Raw genomic sequence first — 14,658 nt, 5'->3', positions numbered from 1 at the left:
CGAGTGCGGTGCCGGCGGCCCCTACGCGAGGAGTCCGAGACGATGTCTGTGGTAATGACGTTCGCGATCTATGCACTCGCCGCAGTGGCGGAAATCGCCGGGTGCTTCGCGGTATGGCGCTGGTGGCGAGCGGATGCCTCGGCCTGGTGGCTGCTGCCAGGACTCGTCAGCCTGGCGGCGTTTGCCTGGCTGCTCAGCCTCAGCGACAGCGAATTCGCCGGGCGGGCCTTCGCGGCCTATGGCGGGGTCTACATCGTCGCGTCGCTGGTCTGGCTGTGGGCGGTGGAGCAGCGCCTGCCCGATCGTTGGGATCTGCTCGGCGGGGGCCTGTGCCTGGCGGGGGCGGCGATCATTCTGCTGGCCCCGCGGGCCTGACGCCGGGTAACGCTGGAGGGTGTCACTCTTTTGAGGTATATGAGTAAGTCCAATTTACCTACAAAAGCGCTTTTCCATGGAACAACTGCAGTTCGGCGTCGATATCGCCACCAGCCTTGCCATCATTGGCGCCTTCTTCTCATGGAGCATCGATAACCACCGCCAGCGCCGCCTGGCACGGGAGATCGGCATCAACGATCAGGCCCGGGCCATCGCCGCCAACAAGGTGCAGGACACCACCTGGGACCTGTCCAAGCGCTTCATTGCTCTGGTCGAGCATGCCACCAAGATCGAGACGCGTATCGACCGGCCCTACGCACGCGATGGCCGAGACGGCGTTGCCCGGCGCATCGAGGCGGACGACGCCTACCTGCAGGACATCAACTTCCATCTCCATGCCCTCAAGGAAGAGCTGTCGTTGTTTTATGAGGCCTGCCACACCCACAAGTACGTGCTCTTTCCGGTGCTCAAGTCCCTCCCCGAGGGCGAGAGCCTGGTGGCCAGCGTGAGCAAGGATTTCACGGATATCGGCGACTGCTACAACGAACTGTCATCCGGATATTCGTCGCTATTCAAGGAAATCGAACAGGCGGGGCGCTTGGCCCAGGAAGCGGAGTATGGCGTTTTCGACGATGAGGATCAGCGCGAGGCGGCACGCAAGAAGATGCTTCAGTCGATCCAGAGCATCCTGTTCGACGAGGACTACGTCGAGTTCGTCGAGTTCTTGATTCCCGACGGCAGGGAGGACGATTTTCGTCGTGAGTACGGCAGCAGCGACATCCAGGATGCCGAGCTGTGTGCCCAGGTCGCCGGTAACCTGCACCGACAGCTCGCCGAGAACCTGTCGCAGTTGCAGAGCCTGTGCCTGGTGCTGGTCAGCCGTTCGGTGATGAAGGCGCGCATCGAGTGCAAGGAGGTGCTGTGTTCGCTGAGCGCGGTGGCCAGCGTTCTGCTTTCCAAGCAGGAAGGCACGTCACTCGCCGCCGAGATCGAGATATTTAAATCAGATGATTATTACGGCTTGAAAGAGCAGATTCGCTGAGCTTGCCGACACCGCGGGGCCGGGTGGAGTCGATCTCAGGCCTGACGCCGACGAGAATCGTCGGCGGCGGCGATCAAGCGGTCGTGCGGGAACACGCAGCGGAACGTCGCCCCCTGGCCCAGTTGAGAGCTGATGTCGAGCTGGGCGTTGTGGCGCAATAGCACGTGCTTGACGATGGCCAGTCCCAGTCCGGTGCCCCCGGTGGCGGTACTGCGACCCTTGTCGACACGGTAGAAGCGCTCGGTCAGGCGCGGGAGATGACGCGCGTCGATGCCTTCGCCGTCGTCTTCGACTTCCAGGCAGGCGCCCCCCTGGCAGGCGCGCCAGCGCAATCGAATATGCGAGCCGGGGCCGGCGTAGCGCACCGCATTGAAGGCCAGGTTGGAGATCGCGCTGTGAAGCTCCTTCTCGTTGCCCAGTACGGCGCGGCTGTCGTCGATCTCGATCTCGATCTGGTGGTCGCCCGCCGACAGGGCCTCGGCATCGCGCTGTACCCCGGCGAGCAGCGTGGCCGGCTCGATGCGAACGTCATCCTCGCCACCCTGGTCCGTTTCCAGCCGGGAGAGCAGCAGCAGGTCATTGACCAGGTTCTGCATCCGCAGTGTCTGCGTCTGCATCTGGTCGATGCCGCGGCCGAGTCGCTCGGGCAGCAGGCTGGCCATGTCGGCGTACGTCTCCAGGTAGCCGGTGAGCACCGTCAGGGGCGTTCTGAGCTCGTGGGAGACGTTGGCGACGAAGTCCCGACGCATCTGCTCCAGACGGTGCAGTCGCGTGATGTCGCGGGCCATCAGCAGGCGTTCATCGTCGCCGTACAGGGTGATCTGGAACTGCAACACCATCTGCTCATCGATCGGCGATGTCAGCGTCAGGGGATCGCGATAGTCGCGTGAGGCGAAGTAGCTGACGAAGCGTGGGTCGCGCAGCAGATTGGTGATGTGCTGGCCGCGATCGAGGGCGGGCTTGAGCCCGAGCATGCGCTCGGCGGCACTGTTCCACCATTCCAGGTCGCCGTGACGGTCGAGCATCACCACGCTGTCGCGCATGGCCTCGGACGATTCCTGGATGCGCTGCAGGGTGGCCCGCAGACGCCGCTGGGTAGTGCGCTGGCCTTTCTGGTAGCGATACAGGCGGTCGAACAATTCGCCCCACAGGCCGCTGGAGGCTGGCGGCTCTTGCTGGGGGCGATGGGCCAGCCAGTCGTAGAGTGCATGGAGCTGGCGCATGTGGTGGGCCAGGCACAGGGCCAGGCCGACAATCACGCCGTAGCTTGTCAGCGCAAACGGCCAGCCGAGCAGGCCACCGATCGCCACCAGCGCCACCAGGCGCCATAGCTCTCGTTTCCAGAGGCGTCCCACTTCAGGCCTTGGCGGAGAACCGATAGCCGGTGCCGCGCACCGTCTGGATCAGTTGCTGATGAGGTTCTCCGAGGGCCTTGCGCAGGCGACGGATATGGACGTCCACGGTGCGTTCCTCGACATAGACATTGCCGCCCCACACCTGGTCCAGCAGCTGGCCGCGGGTGTAGGCGCGTTCCTGGTGGGTCATGAAGAATTGCAGCAGCCGATACTCGGTCGGCCCCATTTCCAGCGATTTGCCCTCGACGCTGACGCGATGGCTGACGGGGTCGAGCATCAGGCCCTCGACCTCGACCGGGTCCTCGATGCCGCGCGGGGTCGCCCGGCGCAGCACGGCCTTGAGCCTGGCCACCAGCTCACGCGGTGAAAACGGCTTGGTGATGTAGTCATCGGCGCCGGATTCCAGGCCTTGGATCTTGTTGTCCTCTTCGCCCTTGGCGGTGAGCATGATGATCGGCAATTCCGCGGTAGCCTCCTCACGCTTGAGCCGGCGTGCCAGCTCGATGCCGCTGGTGCCGGGCATCATCCAGTCGAGCAGCACCAGGTCGGGCAGGTGGTCGACGATGATGGCGTGGGCGGCCTGGGCGTTGTCGGCCTCGAGCACGCGATAGTCGGCCATTTCCAGCGCCACGGCGATCATTTCGCGGATCGGCGCTTCATCGTCGACGATCAGTACAGTCTTGGCGGTCATCCCAGGGCCTCATGGTCAGGGTCGTTGACAGGACGATGACGATGACAGCACGTCAATATGACAATCACATGACAGTGTCGCCCGGATGGTCGCGGAAAGACAGCCCTTCCGCGCCGCGATAACCCCGCTGTACGGGGGTTACAGGGCAGGGTAGAGGCTTAATGCCAAACCGGCGAACAGCACCAGACCGGACCAGTGATTGTTCAGAAACGCCTGGAAGCAGCGATCGCGGTCGCGATCCCCGATCAAGCGCTGTTGATGGACGAAGGTCGCCGCCATGGCCGCAAGACCCAGCCAGTAGAAGCCGCCAAGGTCGAGCACTCCGCCGACCCAGCCCAACAGGGCCAGGGTCGCCAGTTGCAGCAGACCGATGATGCGCTTGTCGAAGCGCCCGAACAGCACGGCGGTGGACTTGATGCCGATCTTTAAGTCGTCGTCACGGTCGACCATGGCGTATTCGGTGTCGTAGGCCACCGTCCACAGCACGTTGGCAACAAACAGCAGCCAGCCCACCGTGGGCACTTCACCGAGTACCGCACCGAAGGCCATGGGGATGGCCCAGGAAAAGGCGGCGCCGAGCACCACCTGTGGGAAGTGGGTATAGCGCTTCATGAACGGATAGATCGCCGCCAGTAGCGCGCCGATCAGCGACAACCAGACGGTGAAGCCGTTGGTGAACCAGACCAGCACGAAGGCCGCGGCGATCAGGCCGACGAACAGCACCTTGGCCTCTCGTTCGCTGATGCGTCCGGTGGCGAGGGGACGCGCCTTGGTGCGTTTGACGTGACCGTCGAAGTGGCGATCGGCGTAGTCATTGACCACGCAGCCGGCGGCCCGCATCAGGTAGACCCCGACGACGAAGATCAGCAGCGTGGCGCGCTCGGGCACGCCCTCGGAGGCGATCCACAGTGCCCACAGGGTCGGCCACATCAGCAGCCAGGTGCCGATGGGGCGATCCAGGCGCGTGAGCGCCAGGAAGTCGGGGAGGCGGGTCAGCCCCTTGGGGCGCAGCAGGGATCGTTCCATCGGACTCTCTCGTCGGTTGCAGGCCGTCCCGCGCTCGACGTCCGAGGCGCTGGCTGCCGGGGCAGCGCCAGGCGTGCGTGCCATGGACGTGCAAGGCGCTGGCGGGGATCTTCAGCTTGCCAAGCCTAGCGCGGCGCCGGTCGAAAGACTACCGGCGGTCGCCGTTCGACGTGGTGTTAGTGCACGGCAAGTGCCGGCGGCGTCGCCGAGCGCCGAGCGCCTAGCGCGGTACGGACAGGCGTAGCGCGTCGGCCATTTGGTCGAGGAAGGTTTCCTGCACCAGGACTTCGATGTCGGCATGGCGGAAGACCGATCGCCGCTGCCACGGCCCCGTCGTGTGGTCGATTGGCCGTGGGGCACGACACACCTCGATGGGGCCGCGCTGCAGGTCTGGTTGGCGGAACAGCCAGCTACCGAGGGACCGCTCGCCGAGGCCATCGAACGGCGTCGCGCGGCGTGGAACATCGGCGGTGACCGAGCGCGCCATCACCCAGGGGACATCATCGACACACAGCGCCACTTCGCGCAGCCATACGCGTCGATCCGGATTCAAGCCCAGAGCACTGGCCTCGTCGCGGTGGGCCTGGCCGAGGTGCTGGGTGATCAGCCGGACCTGGAAGTCGCGACCGTTGGCGGCCTGTACCAGGCGCTCGGTGAGCGAATCTCGGGAGGCGACCCAGCGCCACCAGGCCGCGCTCATCTGTGCTCGGGCGGCGGCCAGGGGCTGCCAGCGGGGATCCTGTGTCATGGCCGGGTCGACGACGCCTCCAGGTCACTGAAAATGAGGGCAATAGTGTACCATGGCGGTCAGGCGAGACGGCACGCCCCGGCGTCCGGATGCCCGAGTAGCGGGCCCACATGAACGGCATCGGCGGCCTGGCCGTCTGTCCCAAGAGCTCACCTGGTGAAGGAGTCGCGATGCACCCCCTGACGATTATTGGCACCGGCATGGCGGGACTCGGCCTGGCGCGCCAGGTTCGCGCCCTCGACGGCGAGCGAGCGATCACCCTGATCAGCGCCGATGGCGCCGACGACTACGCCAAGCCGTTGCTGTCCACCGGCTTCGCCAAGCGCCTGCCCCCGGAGCGCTTGGCGGCCCGCTCGGCCCTCGAAGTCGCCGATCAATTGGGCGTCGTGGTGCGCCCGTACACGCGCGTCGACGCCATCGATTGTGATCAGGCGGTATTGCACCTGGGCGAGGAATGCTTGCCCTACTCGGACCTGGTGATCGCGACCGGTGCCGCACCGGTGCCGCCGTTCGACGTGCCGCTGGCGCTGGGCGAGCGGGTCTTCACCATCAACGATCTTGACGATTATCGCGCCTTCCATGCCACCCTGGCGGCCCTGGGGCGTCCGGCACGGGTGGCCATCGTCGGCCTCGGCCTGGTCGGCTGCGAGTTTGCCAACGATCTGCAGGCCGGCGGCCACCACGTCACCCAGATCGGCCCCGAGACCAGTCTTCTGCCGCGTCTGTTGCCTGCGCCGCTGGGACGGGCCCTGGGCGAAGCCTTTACCCAGGCCGGGATTCATTGTCGCTACGGGCGTCTGGTGGAAGGCGTCAGCGATGCCGGCGCCGATGTGGCCTTGCGCCTGGACGACGGCCACCACGTCGAAGCCGATCTGGTGCTGGTCGCCACCGGGCTCAGGCCGCGCATCGAGCTTGCCGCGGCAGCGGGCCTTGCGGTGGGCGCCGACGGCATTCGCGTCGATCGCTGGCTGTCGACCGGCAGGCCACATGTCTACGCCCTCGGTGACGTGGCATCGGTGGATGGGATCAACGCCATGTACGTCCAGCCATTGCAGGCCTCGGCCAAGGCCTTGGCCCGGACCCTGACCGGAGACCCCTGCGAGGTCCGCTATGGGCCTTGGCCGGTGCTGGTCAAGACGCCGCTGCTGCCGGTGGTCTCGCTGCCGCCGATGGGCGCGGTGAGGTGGCGCATCGAGGCCGACGGCGAGGACATGAGCGCCCTCGCCGAAGATGACACAGGGCAGCTCAAAGGCTTTGCGTTGACCGGACGCTGCGTTCGTCGGAAAGTCGAACTGGCGCGAGCGGCGCCGCCGTTGCTAGGCTAGGGTCGTCAACGACGCGGTCTGGCGCCCCGAGCGTCCCGTTGTTGGAGGTGTCATCTGCCTGCGCTTTTCCCGTGGTTGGTCCTGCACGGGCCGACACGCAGCGTACCGAGAAATCGGTTACACGGCGTCCCGGTGGGGTGAAGCTTCGGCTTCGAGAGACGCAGGCGATGGATCCGAATCTACGTGGAATAACAACCACACCGGTGAGACAACACCGGTCGCATGCCAAAATTCAGGAGGGCTGTATGCGCAAGCCAGAACTCGCCGCGGCAATCGCCGAGCGTGCCGATCTATCCAAGGACAAGGCCAGCCAGGTACTCAACGTGATTCTCGATGAGATCACCGGCAGTGTGTCCCAGGGCCAGGACGTATCGTTGATCGGTTTCGGCACCTTCACCGTGCGCGAGCGTGCTGCCCGTACCGGTAAGAACCCGCAGACCGGACAGCCGCTGACCATTCCGGCCAGCAAGACCGTTGCCTTCAAGCCCGGCAAGGGGCTCAAGGACGCCGTCGCTCGCTAGGCGAGGCTAGCAGATCCAAGCCAAGAGGGCGCCACCAGGCCGCCCCCGCCGCGGTCCGGCGGTGACTCCGGACCGCGCTCTCATCCACGTTTTTCGGCCATTCAACGAGGCTCCATGACGCTGCGATTGATGCTCTGGCTACTCGGTGTGATGCTCAAGCGGGCGCGTCGGCGCAAGCCGCGCTTTCGTGAGCGTCTCGAGGAGCTAGGAGGACTGGATTGGGGCATAGCCACCGACGATCTGCGGATCGCCAGGCACTATCGCATGAGCGGACGTGACATCGTGTCGAAGTCGGGCCTGCCGGTGGATCTCGACCTGGAACTGCGCTTTCAGGACGAACAAGCGGCGATCAAGGTCCTCAGGAAACCGACCCAGCGCGCCTTTCTCGACGGTATGGTCGACGGGCGATTACGTCTGGTCGGCGATGCCAAGGACCTCGACCAGCTCCAGCGCCTGCTCAAGCATCTGTGATCCGGCCAGGCATCGCCCTGGTCTGATGACTGTCCCCACCGTGCCCGTCGCCCACTGTTTTTTTACGCAGGCCGTCTTCTGCTCGGCGCATTCAACGCAAGCCCCGGGCAAGCCGTGGCCACCATGGGCCCTCCACCGCCGTCGTTGATGGGCGCTTGCCGGCTAGCGCCTGAGTCGCTGGCCGCGATCGTCACTCGCTGTCTTCACACCTGGCCATAGCGGCCGGCCTCCTCGCCGAGCCAGCGTCGGATCAGCCGGCGACTGGCCTCCGGGTCCAGCTCGAGCAGGGCATCGGCCAATGGCGTGATGCGTGGCAGCAGGTCGGCGTCGCGCTCGAGATCGGCAATCTTCATCTGTGCCAGGCCCGTTTGGCGCGTGCCCAGGACCTCGCCTGGGCCCCGTATCTCCAGGTCCTTCTCGGCGATGCGAAAGCCATCGGTGGTCTCGCGCATCACCGCCAGGCGTTTCTTCGAGGTCTGCGACAGCGGGGGATGATAGAGCAGCACGCAGAAACTCGCGGTGCTGCCGCGACCGACACGCCCGCGCAGCTGATGCAGCTGCGACAGCCCCAGGCGCTCGGGATTCTCGATGATCATCAGGCTCGCGTTCGGCACGTCGACGCCAACCTCGATCACCGTGGTAGCCACCAGCAGGTCCAGCTCGCCGGCCTTGAAGGCATCCATGATCTCGGCCTTGTCGTTGGCCTTCATGCGCCCATGCACCAGGCCAATGGTGAGTTCCGGCAGCGCCTCGACGAGTTCATCTCGGGTGACTTCGGCGGCCTGACAGGTCAGCGCCTCGGATTCTTCGATCAGGGTGCAGACCCAATAGGCCTGGCGGCCGTCGGCGCAGGCACCGCGGATGCGTGTCATCACCTCCGGTCGACGTTCGTCCGGCACCACGGCGGTGGTCACCGGGGTGCGCCCGGGGGGCAGTTCGTCGATCACCGAGACATCCAGATCGGCGTAGGCGCTCATGGCCAGGGTGCGCGGAATCGGCGTCGCCGTCATCACCAGTTGATGGGGCGTCAGGCCGCCGGCTTCGCCCTTCTCGCGCAACGCCAGACGTTGATGAACGCCGAAGCGGTGCTGTTCGTCGATGATCGCCAGGCCCAGGCGCTGGAACTGGACGTCGTCCTGGAAGATGGCGTGGGTGCCGACGATCATGCGCGCGCGGCCGTCGGCGATGGCGGCCTTGGTGTCCAGGCGTGCCTTGCCCTTGAGCCGACCCGACAACCAGGCGACATCGATGCCAAGCGGGGCGAACCAGTCGCGAAAAGCGCGATAGTGCTGCTCGGCCAGCAGCTCCGTCGGCGCCATGATGGCGGCCTGGCAGTCGCCGGCGATGGCGATGAGCGCGGCCATGGCGGCCACCACGGTCTTGCCCGAACCGACATCGCCCTGTACCAGGCGCAGCATCGGCGCAGGGCGGGCCAGATCGAGGCCGATCTCATCGAGAACACGGCGCTGAGCGCCGGTCAGCGAGAACGGCAGCTGGGTCACGAACCGGGTTCTGAGGCTGCCGCCGCCGGACAGCGCCGGTGCGCCGTCGGTCTGAATGCGCAGGCGTACCTCACGCAGGCTTAGCTGGTGGGCCAGCAATTCCTCCATCGCCAACCGACGGCACGCCGGATGGCGCCCCTCGGCGAGGGCGTCGGCATCGCTGTCGGGAGGCGGCAGGTGCAGCGTTTTCAGGCAGTCGTGCAGCGGCGGCAGCGCGAAGCGCTCACGCAGACGCTCAGGAATGCCGTCAGGCAGCGCCGTGGGCTCGGCCTCGAGGCAGGCCATGGCCTGCTCGATCAAGGCCCGGAGACGGGCCTGATGCAACCCCTCGGTGGTGGGGTAGATGGGCGTCAGGTGATCCTCCACCGGCGCCTCGTCGCCCCCCAGCAGGCGGTACTCGGGGTGATAGATCTCGAGCCCGGTGGCTCCGGCCCTGGCCTCGCCGAAGGCGCGCACCCGGGCGCCGGGGCGAAACTGCTGCTGCTGGGCGGGCGAGAAGTGAAAGAAGCGCAGGCTGAGGATGCCACTGCCGTCGCGCAGGCGTACCAGCAGGCTGCGCCGCCGCCCACGAACCACGTCGGCGGCGGACACTTCACCTTCCACGACCGCTTCATGGCCACCGCGCAAGGTCGCGATGGGGGTGATACGGGTACGGTCCTGATAGCGCAGCGGCAGGTGGAACAACAGGTCGGAGACCCGTTCCACCTTGAGCCGGGCGAGCTTGAGGGCCAGGGCTTCGCCGACCCCCTTGAGCGACGTGACGGGGTTGTCCAGCTCGCTCACGGTGTCGTCGGCTCTGCCTCGCGACAGCGCGCGACCGCTTCGGTCACCGCGTCGATCGCCTTGGGACGCGGGAAGCTCGCCCGCCAGGCGATGGCGACGGTGCGTTTGGGCGCCGGATCGACGAACGGCCGGCTGATCAGCAGGCCACGTTCGTAGTGATTGGTGCCGATGGCCGAGCGCGGCAACACCGTGATGCCCAGCTTCGAGGCCACCATGTGGCGGATGGTCTCCAGCGAACCGCCTTCGGCGGTAAGGGTGTTGTTGGGGCTGTTGAGCTTGTGGCTGATCGCCGGGCAGGCCTCCAGGATCTGGTCGCGAAAGCAGTGGCCTTCACCGAGCAGCAGCAGGCGTTCCTCGAGCAGGGATTCCTTGGCGATATGATCACGCTCTGCCCAGGCATGGTCGGCCGGCAGCAGCACCTCGAAGTCTTCGTCGTAGAGCCCCTTGGTCACGACATCTGTCTCGGTGAACGGCAGCGCAACGATGATCGCATCGAGCTCGCCGTTGCGCAGTTTGCGCCGGAGGCTGCCGGTGAAGCCTTCCTCGATGTACAGCGGCATCTGGGGGGCGCCACGGGTCAGCTCGGGGATCAGGTGGGGGAACAGGTAAGGACCGATGGTGTAGATGGCACCGATGCGCAGCGGGCTTGCCAGCTGGTCGCGCCCGGCGGTAGCGAGTTCCTTGATGGCGCTGCTTTGCTCCAGGACGCGCTGGGCCTGCTCGACGATCTTCTCGCCCAGCGGCGTCACCTGTACGGTGGACTTGGAGCGTTCGAACAGGGCGACCTCGAGCTCTTCTTCCAGTTTCTTCACCGCCACCGACAGGGTCGGCTGGGAGACGAAGCAACGCTCGGCGGCGCGCCCGAAGTGGCGCTCCTGGGCCAAGGTTACGATATAGCGGAGTTCTGTTAGAGTCATGGTGGCGCCTGTCGGCATCCTTCGGTCGAGGTAGTGAAAGGAATCTCGCTGTCGGCCCCGTGCGGTGATCCATGCAAGATGGAAGCATCCAGGACAACGGTAATAGGGATTTTATATCAGGGGGACGAGGTAAAGGTGAAGACAACGACGACACTGATTCTTGGCTGCGGTGATATTGGCATAACGCTGGGACGCGAATTGATCGAGCAGGGGCACCGGGTGATCGGCGTACGCCGTCGCCCGGAAAAGCTGGCCGACACGGGGATCAAGGGACTCGCCGTGGACCTTTCCGATGCCGCTGCGGTGGCTGAACTGCCCGCGGCCGACATCGTCGTCTACGTGGTCAGCGCCGACCGTTTCGACGAACAAGCCTACCGGACGGCTTACGCCGATGGCATGAAGACCGTGCTGGAGGCGCTCGCCCAGCGTGACAAGCCGCCGCGCCATGTGTTCTTCGTCTCCTCCACCAGCGTCTACGCCCAGCAGGAAGGCGAGACGGTGGATGAGCAGAGCGCCACCGAGCCCAGCGGCTTTTCGGGCCAGCTGATGCGTGAGGCCGAGCAGGCCTTGATCGACCACGAGCTGCCCGGCAGCGTGGTGCGCTTTTCGGGCATTTATGGCCCCGGGCGCGATCGCCTGATTCGCCAGGTCAGCGAAGGGCGCGTCGCCCCGGCGTCGCCGCCGATGTATTCCAACCGCATCCACCGCGACGACTGCGCCGGTGTGCTGGGACACCTGATCGGCCTGGCCGTGAAGGGGGAGACGCTAGCACCACTGTACCTGGCAAGTGACACCGAGCCGGCTCCGCTCAACGAGGTCATGACCTGGCTCGCCCAGCAGTTGAAGGTCGAGGCCACCGAGATCATCCAGTCACCGTTGCGCCGCCGAGCCAGCAAGCGTTGCGATTGCAGCCTGCTGATCGAGAGCGGTTACCGGTTCCGCTACCCGACCTATCGCGATGGATATGCCCAGGTGTTGAAGGAAGGCGGGTTCCTGAAGGCGGTGAAAGCCTAGCTCTGTTGGTGAGTTCCTGCGGGGGCGTGGCAAAGGGCGACATCGGCGCTCAAGGCTTACTTTCACCGCGGCTCAAGGCTATGCCAAGGCACTGGCCATTCTTGAACTTCACGCTCGGTGGCGTCCTGACGGTGAAAGCGAATGGTCTGAGGAGTAACCGGCGGCCGTCTGTGGATCGTCGGTGATTCCCAGCCATCGTGTCCGGTCAGGAGGGCGCCCATCACTGACTGAACGTGCTCACTGATTTTTACAACCGAGGTGTGCAGGACGTGCTGATCGCCTGTGTCGACGGGCTGCAAGGCTTCCCTGAAGCTATCGAGAGCATTTACCCGAAGACCGAGATCCAGCACTGCATCATTCGCCAGATCCGCAACTTGATGAAGTACGTTGCCTTGAAAAACCAAAAGGCCTTCATGACCGACCTGAAAGCCGTTTACACGGTGGCCACGCTCAATGCGGCCGAGCTGGCACAGGACGAGGTGGAAACCAGGTGGGGAGACAAGTATCTCCTGGTTATCGCCTCCTGGCGCAAAAAATGGCCGACGCTGTCGGCTTATTTTAAGTATCCTGATTATGTGCGCAAGGCTTGTTTACACCACCAATGCTATCGAGGCCGTCCATCGGCACCTCCGCAAACTGGCCACGACCAAGGACGGTTTCGCTGACGAGAACAGCCTGCTAAAGCTGCTCTACGCCGGTATTCTCAAAGCATCGGAGCGCTGGACACATCCTGTACAGAATTGGAGTCTGGCGCTGTCTCAGATGGCCATCCATTTCCCCGGGCGGATGGACGGTTACGGACTTATGATTTCCAGGCCGACACAGTGTTTTGAATACGTTCGCCTGTGTCACCAGGCGAATCCCGTTGTGTCGATGTTCGTGGTTTTACCAGTGCACAAAACCGGTGATCCACTTTAGACACGACACTTATCCTGATATTGGGGATGATGCTGATACTGAGAAGTTAAGTTGGGTACACGACTTGCTTTTCAACCCGACGATCCAATGTGAACTCCATTACCCCCCTTTTTCCTTCAATCACGTAAAATACTTTAAGAGTCACCGAGATTTCGTTTTCTAGACTTTTTTCTAGGTAATCATTATTCAGTTCAAAAAGCTTCAGCGTGTCATCCTGGTTTTGATAAAAACCATCTCCCGTGATGTCTTCGTCAAGCAGCAGGTTTAGATTGAATGTTCTTGCTAGCTCATTCTCTCCATTGAATACAGAAGCCTTCTCTATAGTGATGTCTGCGCCTTCTTTTAATGTATAAACTCCAAGCCATAAAAAGTATTTATTAAGCATTGCTGCGTTGACGTCGACAGTAAATAAAATTCCGTCGGCAGTAAAGTTTTTTAATTCTGGTGCAGACAGTTCGCGGTGACTGTAAAAAGCTTCGGATGGTTGGTGCTCGTAGTATACCATCTCTGTGGTTCCACATGCAGATAGAAGCAATATAGATGCTAGTCCTTCTAAAAAAAACAATGCTTTGTTAATTTTTTTTATGATCGAGTGCGTTCCATTTTTTCCACCCATTAGTTTGGTCCTCGTACATTGCCGCCAATTGCGTATGGGACAACATCAAGTATCAAGTGCGCCCCTCCTTTTTCTATGAAGTTTGGAATTTCTCCAATGCTCGTTGGCAGTGGAGCAGGATTGACATAATTATATGTCCCAATATACTTATCGTTAGTGACGATCTCGTGTGTATCACCATCGAAAATTACTTCGCGGCCGTCTGGGTGGATAAATTTTACTTCAGGTTTTCCAATCCCGTTGTCGTGGAAAATTGCTTGGCTCTCAGGCAATTTTTGCCACTGGGAATTACGACCCACTGCTTCTCTATATGTCGGAAGATTTGAGTTGTTACACGCCCTGTTTTCAAAATGCCAGGATGTCGAGCTTCGCCAGATGCCACTAAAAAAGCCTTCATCGGCAGGGGGCGTTGTACTACAACTGCTCAACCCCAGCGGATCCACCCATCCTGTCGGATTGGGGGCGTACATGTACAGGTTCGCACCACCCATGAGCCCGATGGGGTCCTGGGTGGTGAAGCGCCCTATCTCCGGATCATAGTAGCGCAAGCGGTTGTAGTGAAGGCCTGTCTCTTCATCATGGTACTGGCCCTGGAATCTGAAGGGGTTGTCGGTGGTGTTTGGGTCGCCGTTGCCGTCGGTGGCCTTGGTGAGTTTTCCCCAGGCGCGGTACTGGCCGATCCAGGCGAGGTTGCCGTCGCTGCCGGCGAGCTCCAAGGGCGTGCCGAGGTGGTCGGTCTGGAAGTAATAGAGCGTTTGTTCGGCCAGTTGGTGGTCGGTGTACAGCACGGTGCCGCTGCCGGTTTTCTGTTCGATGGCCTTGTAGTGCGCCTCCAGCTTGGCCGCCGGGATAAAGCTGCCGGGCTCGAACAGGTAGCTGACGCGGCGCTCCGGGGTGATGCCGGGGGTCGTGGCCAGGCTGTGCTGTCGCTGGGCGATGGGGATCGAGTGCTTTCGCCCGGGGTTCTCGCGGGTGAGCTCTGAGTGCTCTGACGGCGAATAAAAGTAGGGCGTGGGTGGCAGCGTTCCGAGAAAGCTCTCTTCGCTCTGCAGCAGGTCGCCGTCCCAGGTGAAGACGGTCAGCCTGTCGGCGGCGCCTGGCGCTTTGACCCGCTTGTAGATGCGCCGGCCGAGGCCATCGTAGGCGTACTGGGCCTGGGTCACGGGCACGGCATCGTCGCCGGCGGCGGGGGCCTGGTGGTAGAGGCTGGCCTCGGTCAGCCGGTGCTCGGCGTTGTACTGGTAGTGCCAGGTGTGGCCGTTGGGCGCGATGCGCCGGGTCAGGTTGCCGAAGGCGTCGTAGTGGTAGTGGGTGCCGGCGTAGCGCTTGAGCAGGTTGCCCATGGCCGGCGACA

At 63.4% G+C, this 14,658-nt stretch carries 14 protein-coding genes and 1 pseudogene; 7 read left to right on the top strand and 8 right to left on the bottom strand.

Going from position 1 to position 14,658, the window contains the following annotated elements; translation table 11 throughout:
- The first annotated feature begins 42 nt into the window (after nucleotides 1-42).
- The gene (locus ACUN9Y_RS02500; RefSeq protein WP_445459103.1) at nucleotides 43-375 is read left to right on the top strand and encodes a YnfA family protein; all 333 of its coding nucleotides are present in this window, start codon (nucleotides 43-45) and stop codon (nucleotides 373-375) included.
- A 76-nt stretch (nucleotides 376-451) separates the two neighbouring features.
- The gene (locus ACUN9Y_RS02495; RefSeq protein WP_445459102.1) at nucleotides 452-1,417 is read left to right on the top strand and encodes a hypothetical protein; all 966 of its coding nucleotides are present in this window, start codon (nucleotides 452-454) and stop codon (nucleotides 1,415-1,417) included.
- A gap of 35 nt (nucleotides 1,418-1,452) precedes the next feature.
- Here the strand turns inward: ACUN9Y_RS02495 and phoR are convergent, their stop codons facing one another.
- From phoR to ACUN9Y_RS02475, 4 genes are all read right to left on the bottom strand, one after another.
- Entirely contained in the window at nucleotides 1,453-2,772 is a 1,320-nt protein-coding gene (phoR, locus tag ACUN9Y_RS02490; protein ID WP_445459101.1) for a phosphate regulon sensor histidine kinase PhoR, read from the bottom strand.
- Nucleotide 2,773: 1 nt separating this feature from the next.
- Complete coding sequence (gene phoB / locus ACUN9Y_RS02485; RefSeq protein WP_445459100.1) at nucleotides 2,774-3,463, bottom strand: phosphate regulon transcriptional regulator PhoB; 690 nt, start codon at nucleotides 3,461-3,463, stop codon at nucleotides 2,774-2,776.
- A 138-nt stretch (nucleotides 3,464-3,601) separates the two neighbouring features.
- The gene (ubiA, locus tag ACUN9Y_RS02480) at nucleotides 3,602-4,489 is read right to left on the bottom strand and encodes a 4-hydroxybenzoate octaprenyltransferase (protein WP_445459099.1); all 888 of its coding nucleotides are present in this window, start codon (nucleotides 4,487-4,489) and stop codon (nucleotides 3,602-3,604) included.
- Nucleotides 4,490-4,709: 220 nt separating this feature from the next.
- Nucleotides 4,710-5,237 carry a chorismate--pyruvate lyase family protein gene (locus tag ACUN9Y_RS02475; RefSeq protein WP_445459098.1) on the bottom strand — a complete coding sequence of 176 codons (528 nt, stop codon included), beginning with the start codon at nucleotides 5,235-5,237 and terminating at the stop codon, nucleotides 4,710-4,712.
- A 170-nt stretch (nucleotides 5,238-5,407) separates the two neighbouring features.
- Between ACUN9Y_RS02475 and ACUN9Y_RS02470 the strand changes: the two genes are divergently transcribed.
- The 3 genes from ACUN9Y_RS02470 (at nucleotide 5,408) to ACUN9Y_RS02460 (ending at nucleotide 7,554) form a co-directional block, all read left to right on the top strand.
- Nucleotides 5,408-6,562: an FAD-dependent oxidoreductase gene (locus ACUN9Y_RS02470; protein WP_445459097.1), complete on the top strand. Its 1,155-nt coding sequence runs from the start codon at nucleotides 5,408-5,410 to the stop codon at nucleotides 6,560-6,562.
- Nucleotides 6,563-6,807: 245 nt separating this feature from the next.
- A complete protein-coding gene (locus ACUN9Y_RS02465; protein WP_445459096.1) occupies nucleotides 6,808-7,083 on the top strand; it encodes an HU family DNA-binding protein in 276 nt (91 codons plus the stop codon).
- Between the two features lie 114 nt (nucleotides 7,084-7,197).
- Nucleotides 7,198-7,554 (top strand): hypothetical protein, encoded by a 357-nt coding sequence (locus ACUN9Y_RS02460; RefSeq protein ID WP_445459095.1) that lies wholly within the window; start codon nucleotides 7,198-7,200, stop codon nucleotides 7,552-7,554.
- 203 nt (nucleotides 7,555-7,757) lie between these two features.
- Here the strand turns inward: ACUN9Y_RS02460 and recG are convergent, their stop codons facing one another.
- Together recG and ACUN9Y_RS02450 are read right to left on the bottom strand one after the other, a co-directional pair.
- Nucleotides 7,758-9,839 (bottom strand): ATP-dependent DNA helicase RecG, encoded by a 2,082-nt coding sequence (gene recG / locus ACUN9Y_RS02455; protein WP_445459094.1) that lies wholly within the window; start codon nucleotides 9,837-9,839, stop codon nucleotides 7,758-7,760.
- The gene (locus ACUN9Y_RS02450) at nucleotides 9,836-10,756 is read right to left on the bottom strand and encodes a LysR substrate-binding domain-containing protein (RefSeq protein WP_445459093.1); all 921 of its coding nucleotides are present in this window, start codon (nucleotides 10,754-10,756) and stop codon (nucleotides 9,836-9,838) included. Before ACUN9Y_RS02450 ends, recG begins: the two co-directional genes overlap by 4 nt.
- Nucleotides 10,757-10,891: 135 nt before the next feature.
- Here ACUN9Y_RS02450 and ACUN9Y_RS02445 point away from each other — a divergent pair, with 135 nt between their 5' ends.
- Both ACUN9Y_RS02445 and ACUN9Y_RS02440 read left to right on the top strand, forming a co-directional pair.
- Nucleotides 10,892-11,770, top strand: coding sequence for an SDR family oxidoreductase (locus tag ACUN9Y_RS02445; RefSeq protein WP_445459092.1), 879 nt, complete (start codon nucleotides 10,892-10,894; stop codon nucleotides 11,768-11,770).
- 197 nt (nucleotides 11,771-11,967) lie between these two features.
- Nucleotides 11,968-12,562, top strand: a pseudogene (locus ACUN9Y_RS02440) (IS256 family transposase); the annotation flags it as partial.
- Nucleotides 12,563-12,734: 172 nt separating this feature from the next.
- On the opposite strand, the gene ACUN9Y_RS02435 reads toward ACUN9Y_RS02440, so the two are convergent.
- Both ACUN9Y_RS02435 and ACUN9Y_RS02430 read right to left on the bottom strand, forming a co-directional pair.
- Nucleotides 12,735-13,304 carry a hypothetical protein gene (locus ACUN9Y_RS02435; protein ID WP_445459091.1) on the bottom strand — a complete coding sequence of 190 codons (570 nt, stop codon included), beginning with the start codon at nucleotides 13,302-13,304 and terminating at the stop codon, nucleotides 12,735-12,737.
- The coding region (locus ACUN9Y_RS02430) for an RHS repeat-associated core domain-containing protein (protein ID WP_445459090.1) at nucleotides 13,304-14,658 on the bottom strand (1,355 nt) is incomplete at its 5' end. The genes ACUN9Y_RS02430 and ACUN9Y_RS02435, both read right to left, overlap by 1 nt.

It is taken from the genome of Halomonas sp. V046 (assembly GCF_052645355.1).
The sequence above is the reverse complement of the archived record's forward strand: the minus strand, read 5'-3'. Positions and strand labels throughout refer to the sequence as shown.

Coding starts and splice junctions, on each gene's coding strand:
- ACUN9Y_RS02500 (WP_445459103.1), top strand. CDS start 43: ATGTCTGTGGTAATGACGTTCGCGATCTATGCACTCGCCGCAGTGGCG.
- ACUN9Y_RS02495 (WP_445459102.1), top strand. CDS start 452: ATGGAACAACTGCAGTTCGGCGTCGATATCGCCACCAGCCTTGCCATC.
- phoB (WP_445459100.1), bottom strand. CDS start 3,463: ATGACCGCCAAGACTGTACTGATCGTCGACGATGAAGCGCCGATCCGC.
- ubiA (WP_445459099.1), bottom strand. CDS start 4,489: ATGGAACGATCCCTGCTGCGCCCCAAGGGGCTGACCCGCCTCCCCGAC.
- ACUN9Y_RS02475 (WP_445459098.1), bottom strand. CDS start 5,237: ATGACACAGGATCCCCGCTGGCAGCCCCTGGCCGCCGCCCGAGCACAG.
- ACUN9Y_RS02470 (WP_445459097.1), top strand. CDS start 5,408: ATGCACCCCCTGACGATTATTGGCACCGGCATGGCGGGACTCGGCCTG.
- ACUN9Y_RS02465 (WP_445459096.1), top strand. CDS start 6,808: ATGCGCAAGCCAGAACTCGCCGCGGCAATCGCCGAGCGTGCCGATCTA.
- ACUN9Y_RS02460 (WP_445459095.1), top strand. CDS start 7,198: ATGACGCTGCGATTGATGCTCTGGCTACTCGGTGTGATGCTCAAGCGG.
- ACUN9Y_RS02450 (WP_445459093.1), bottom strand. CDS start 10,756: ATGACTCTAACAGAACTCCGCTATATCGTAACCTTGGCCCAGGAGCGC.
- ACUN9Y_RS02435 (WP_445459091.1), bottom strand. CDS start 13,304: ATGGGTGGAAAAAATGGAACGCACTCGATCATAAAAAAAATTAACAAA.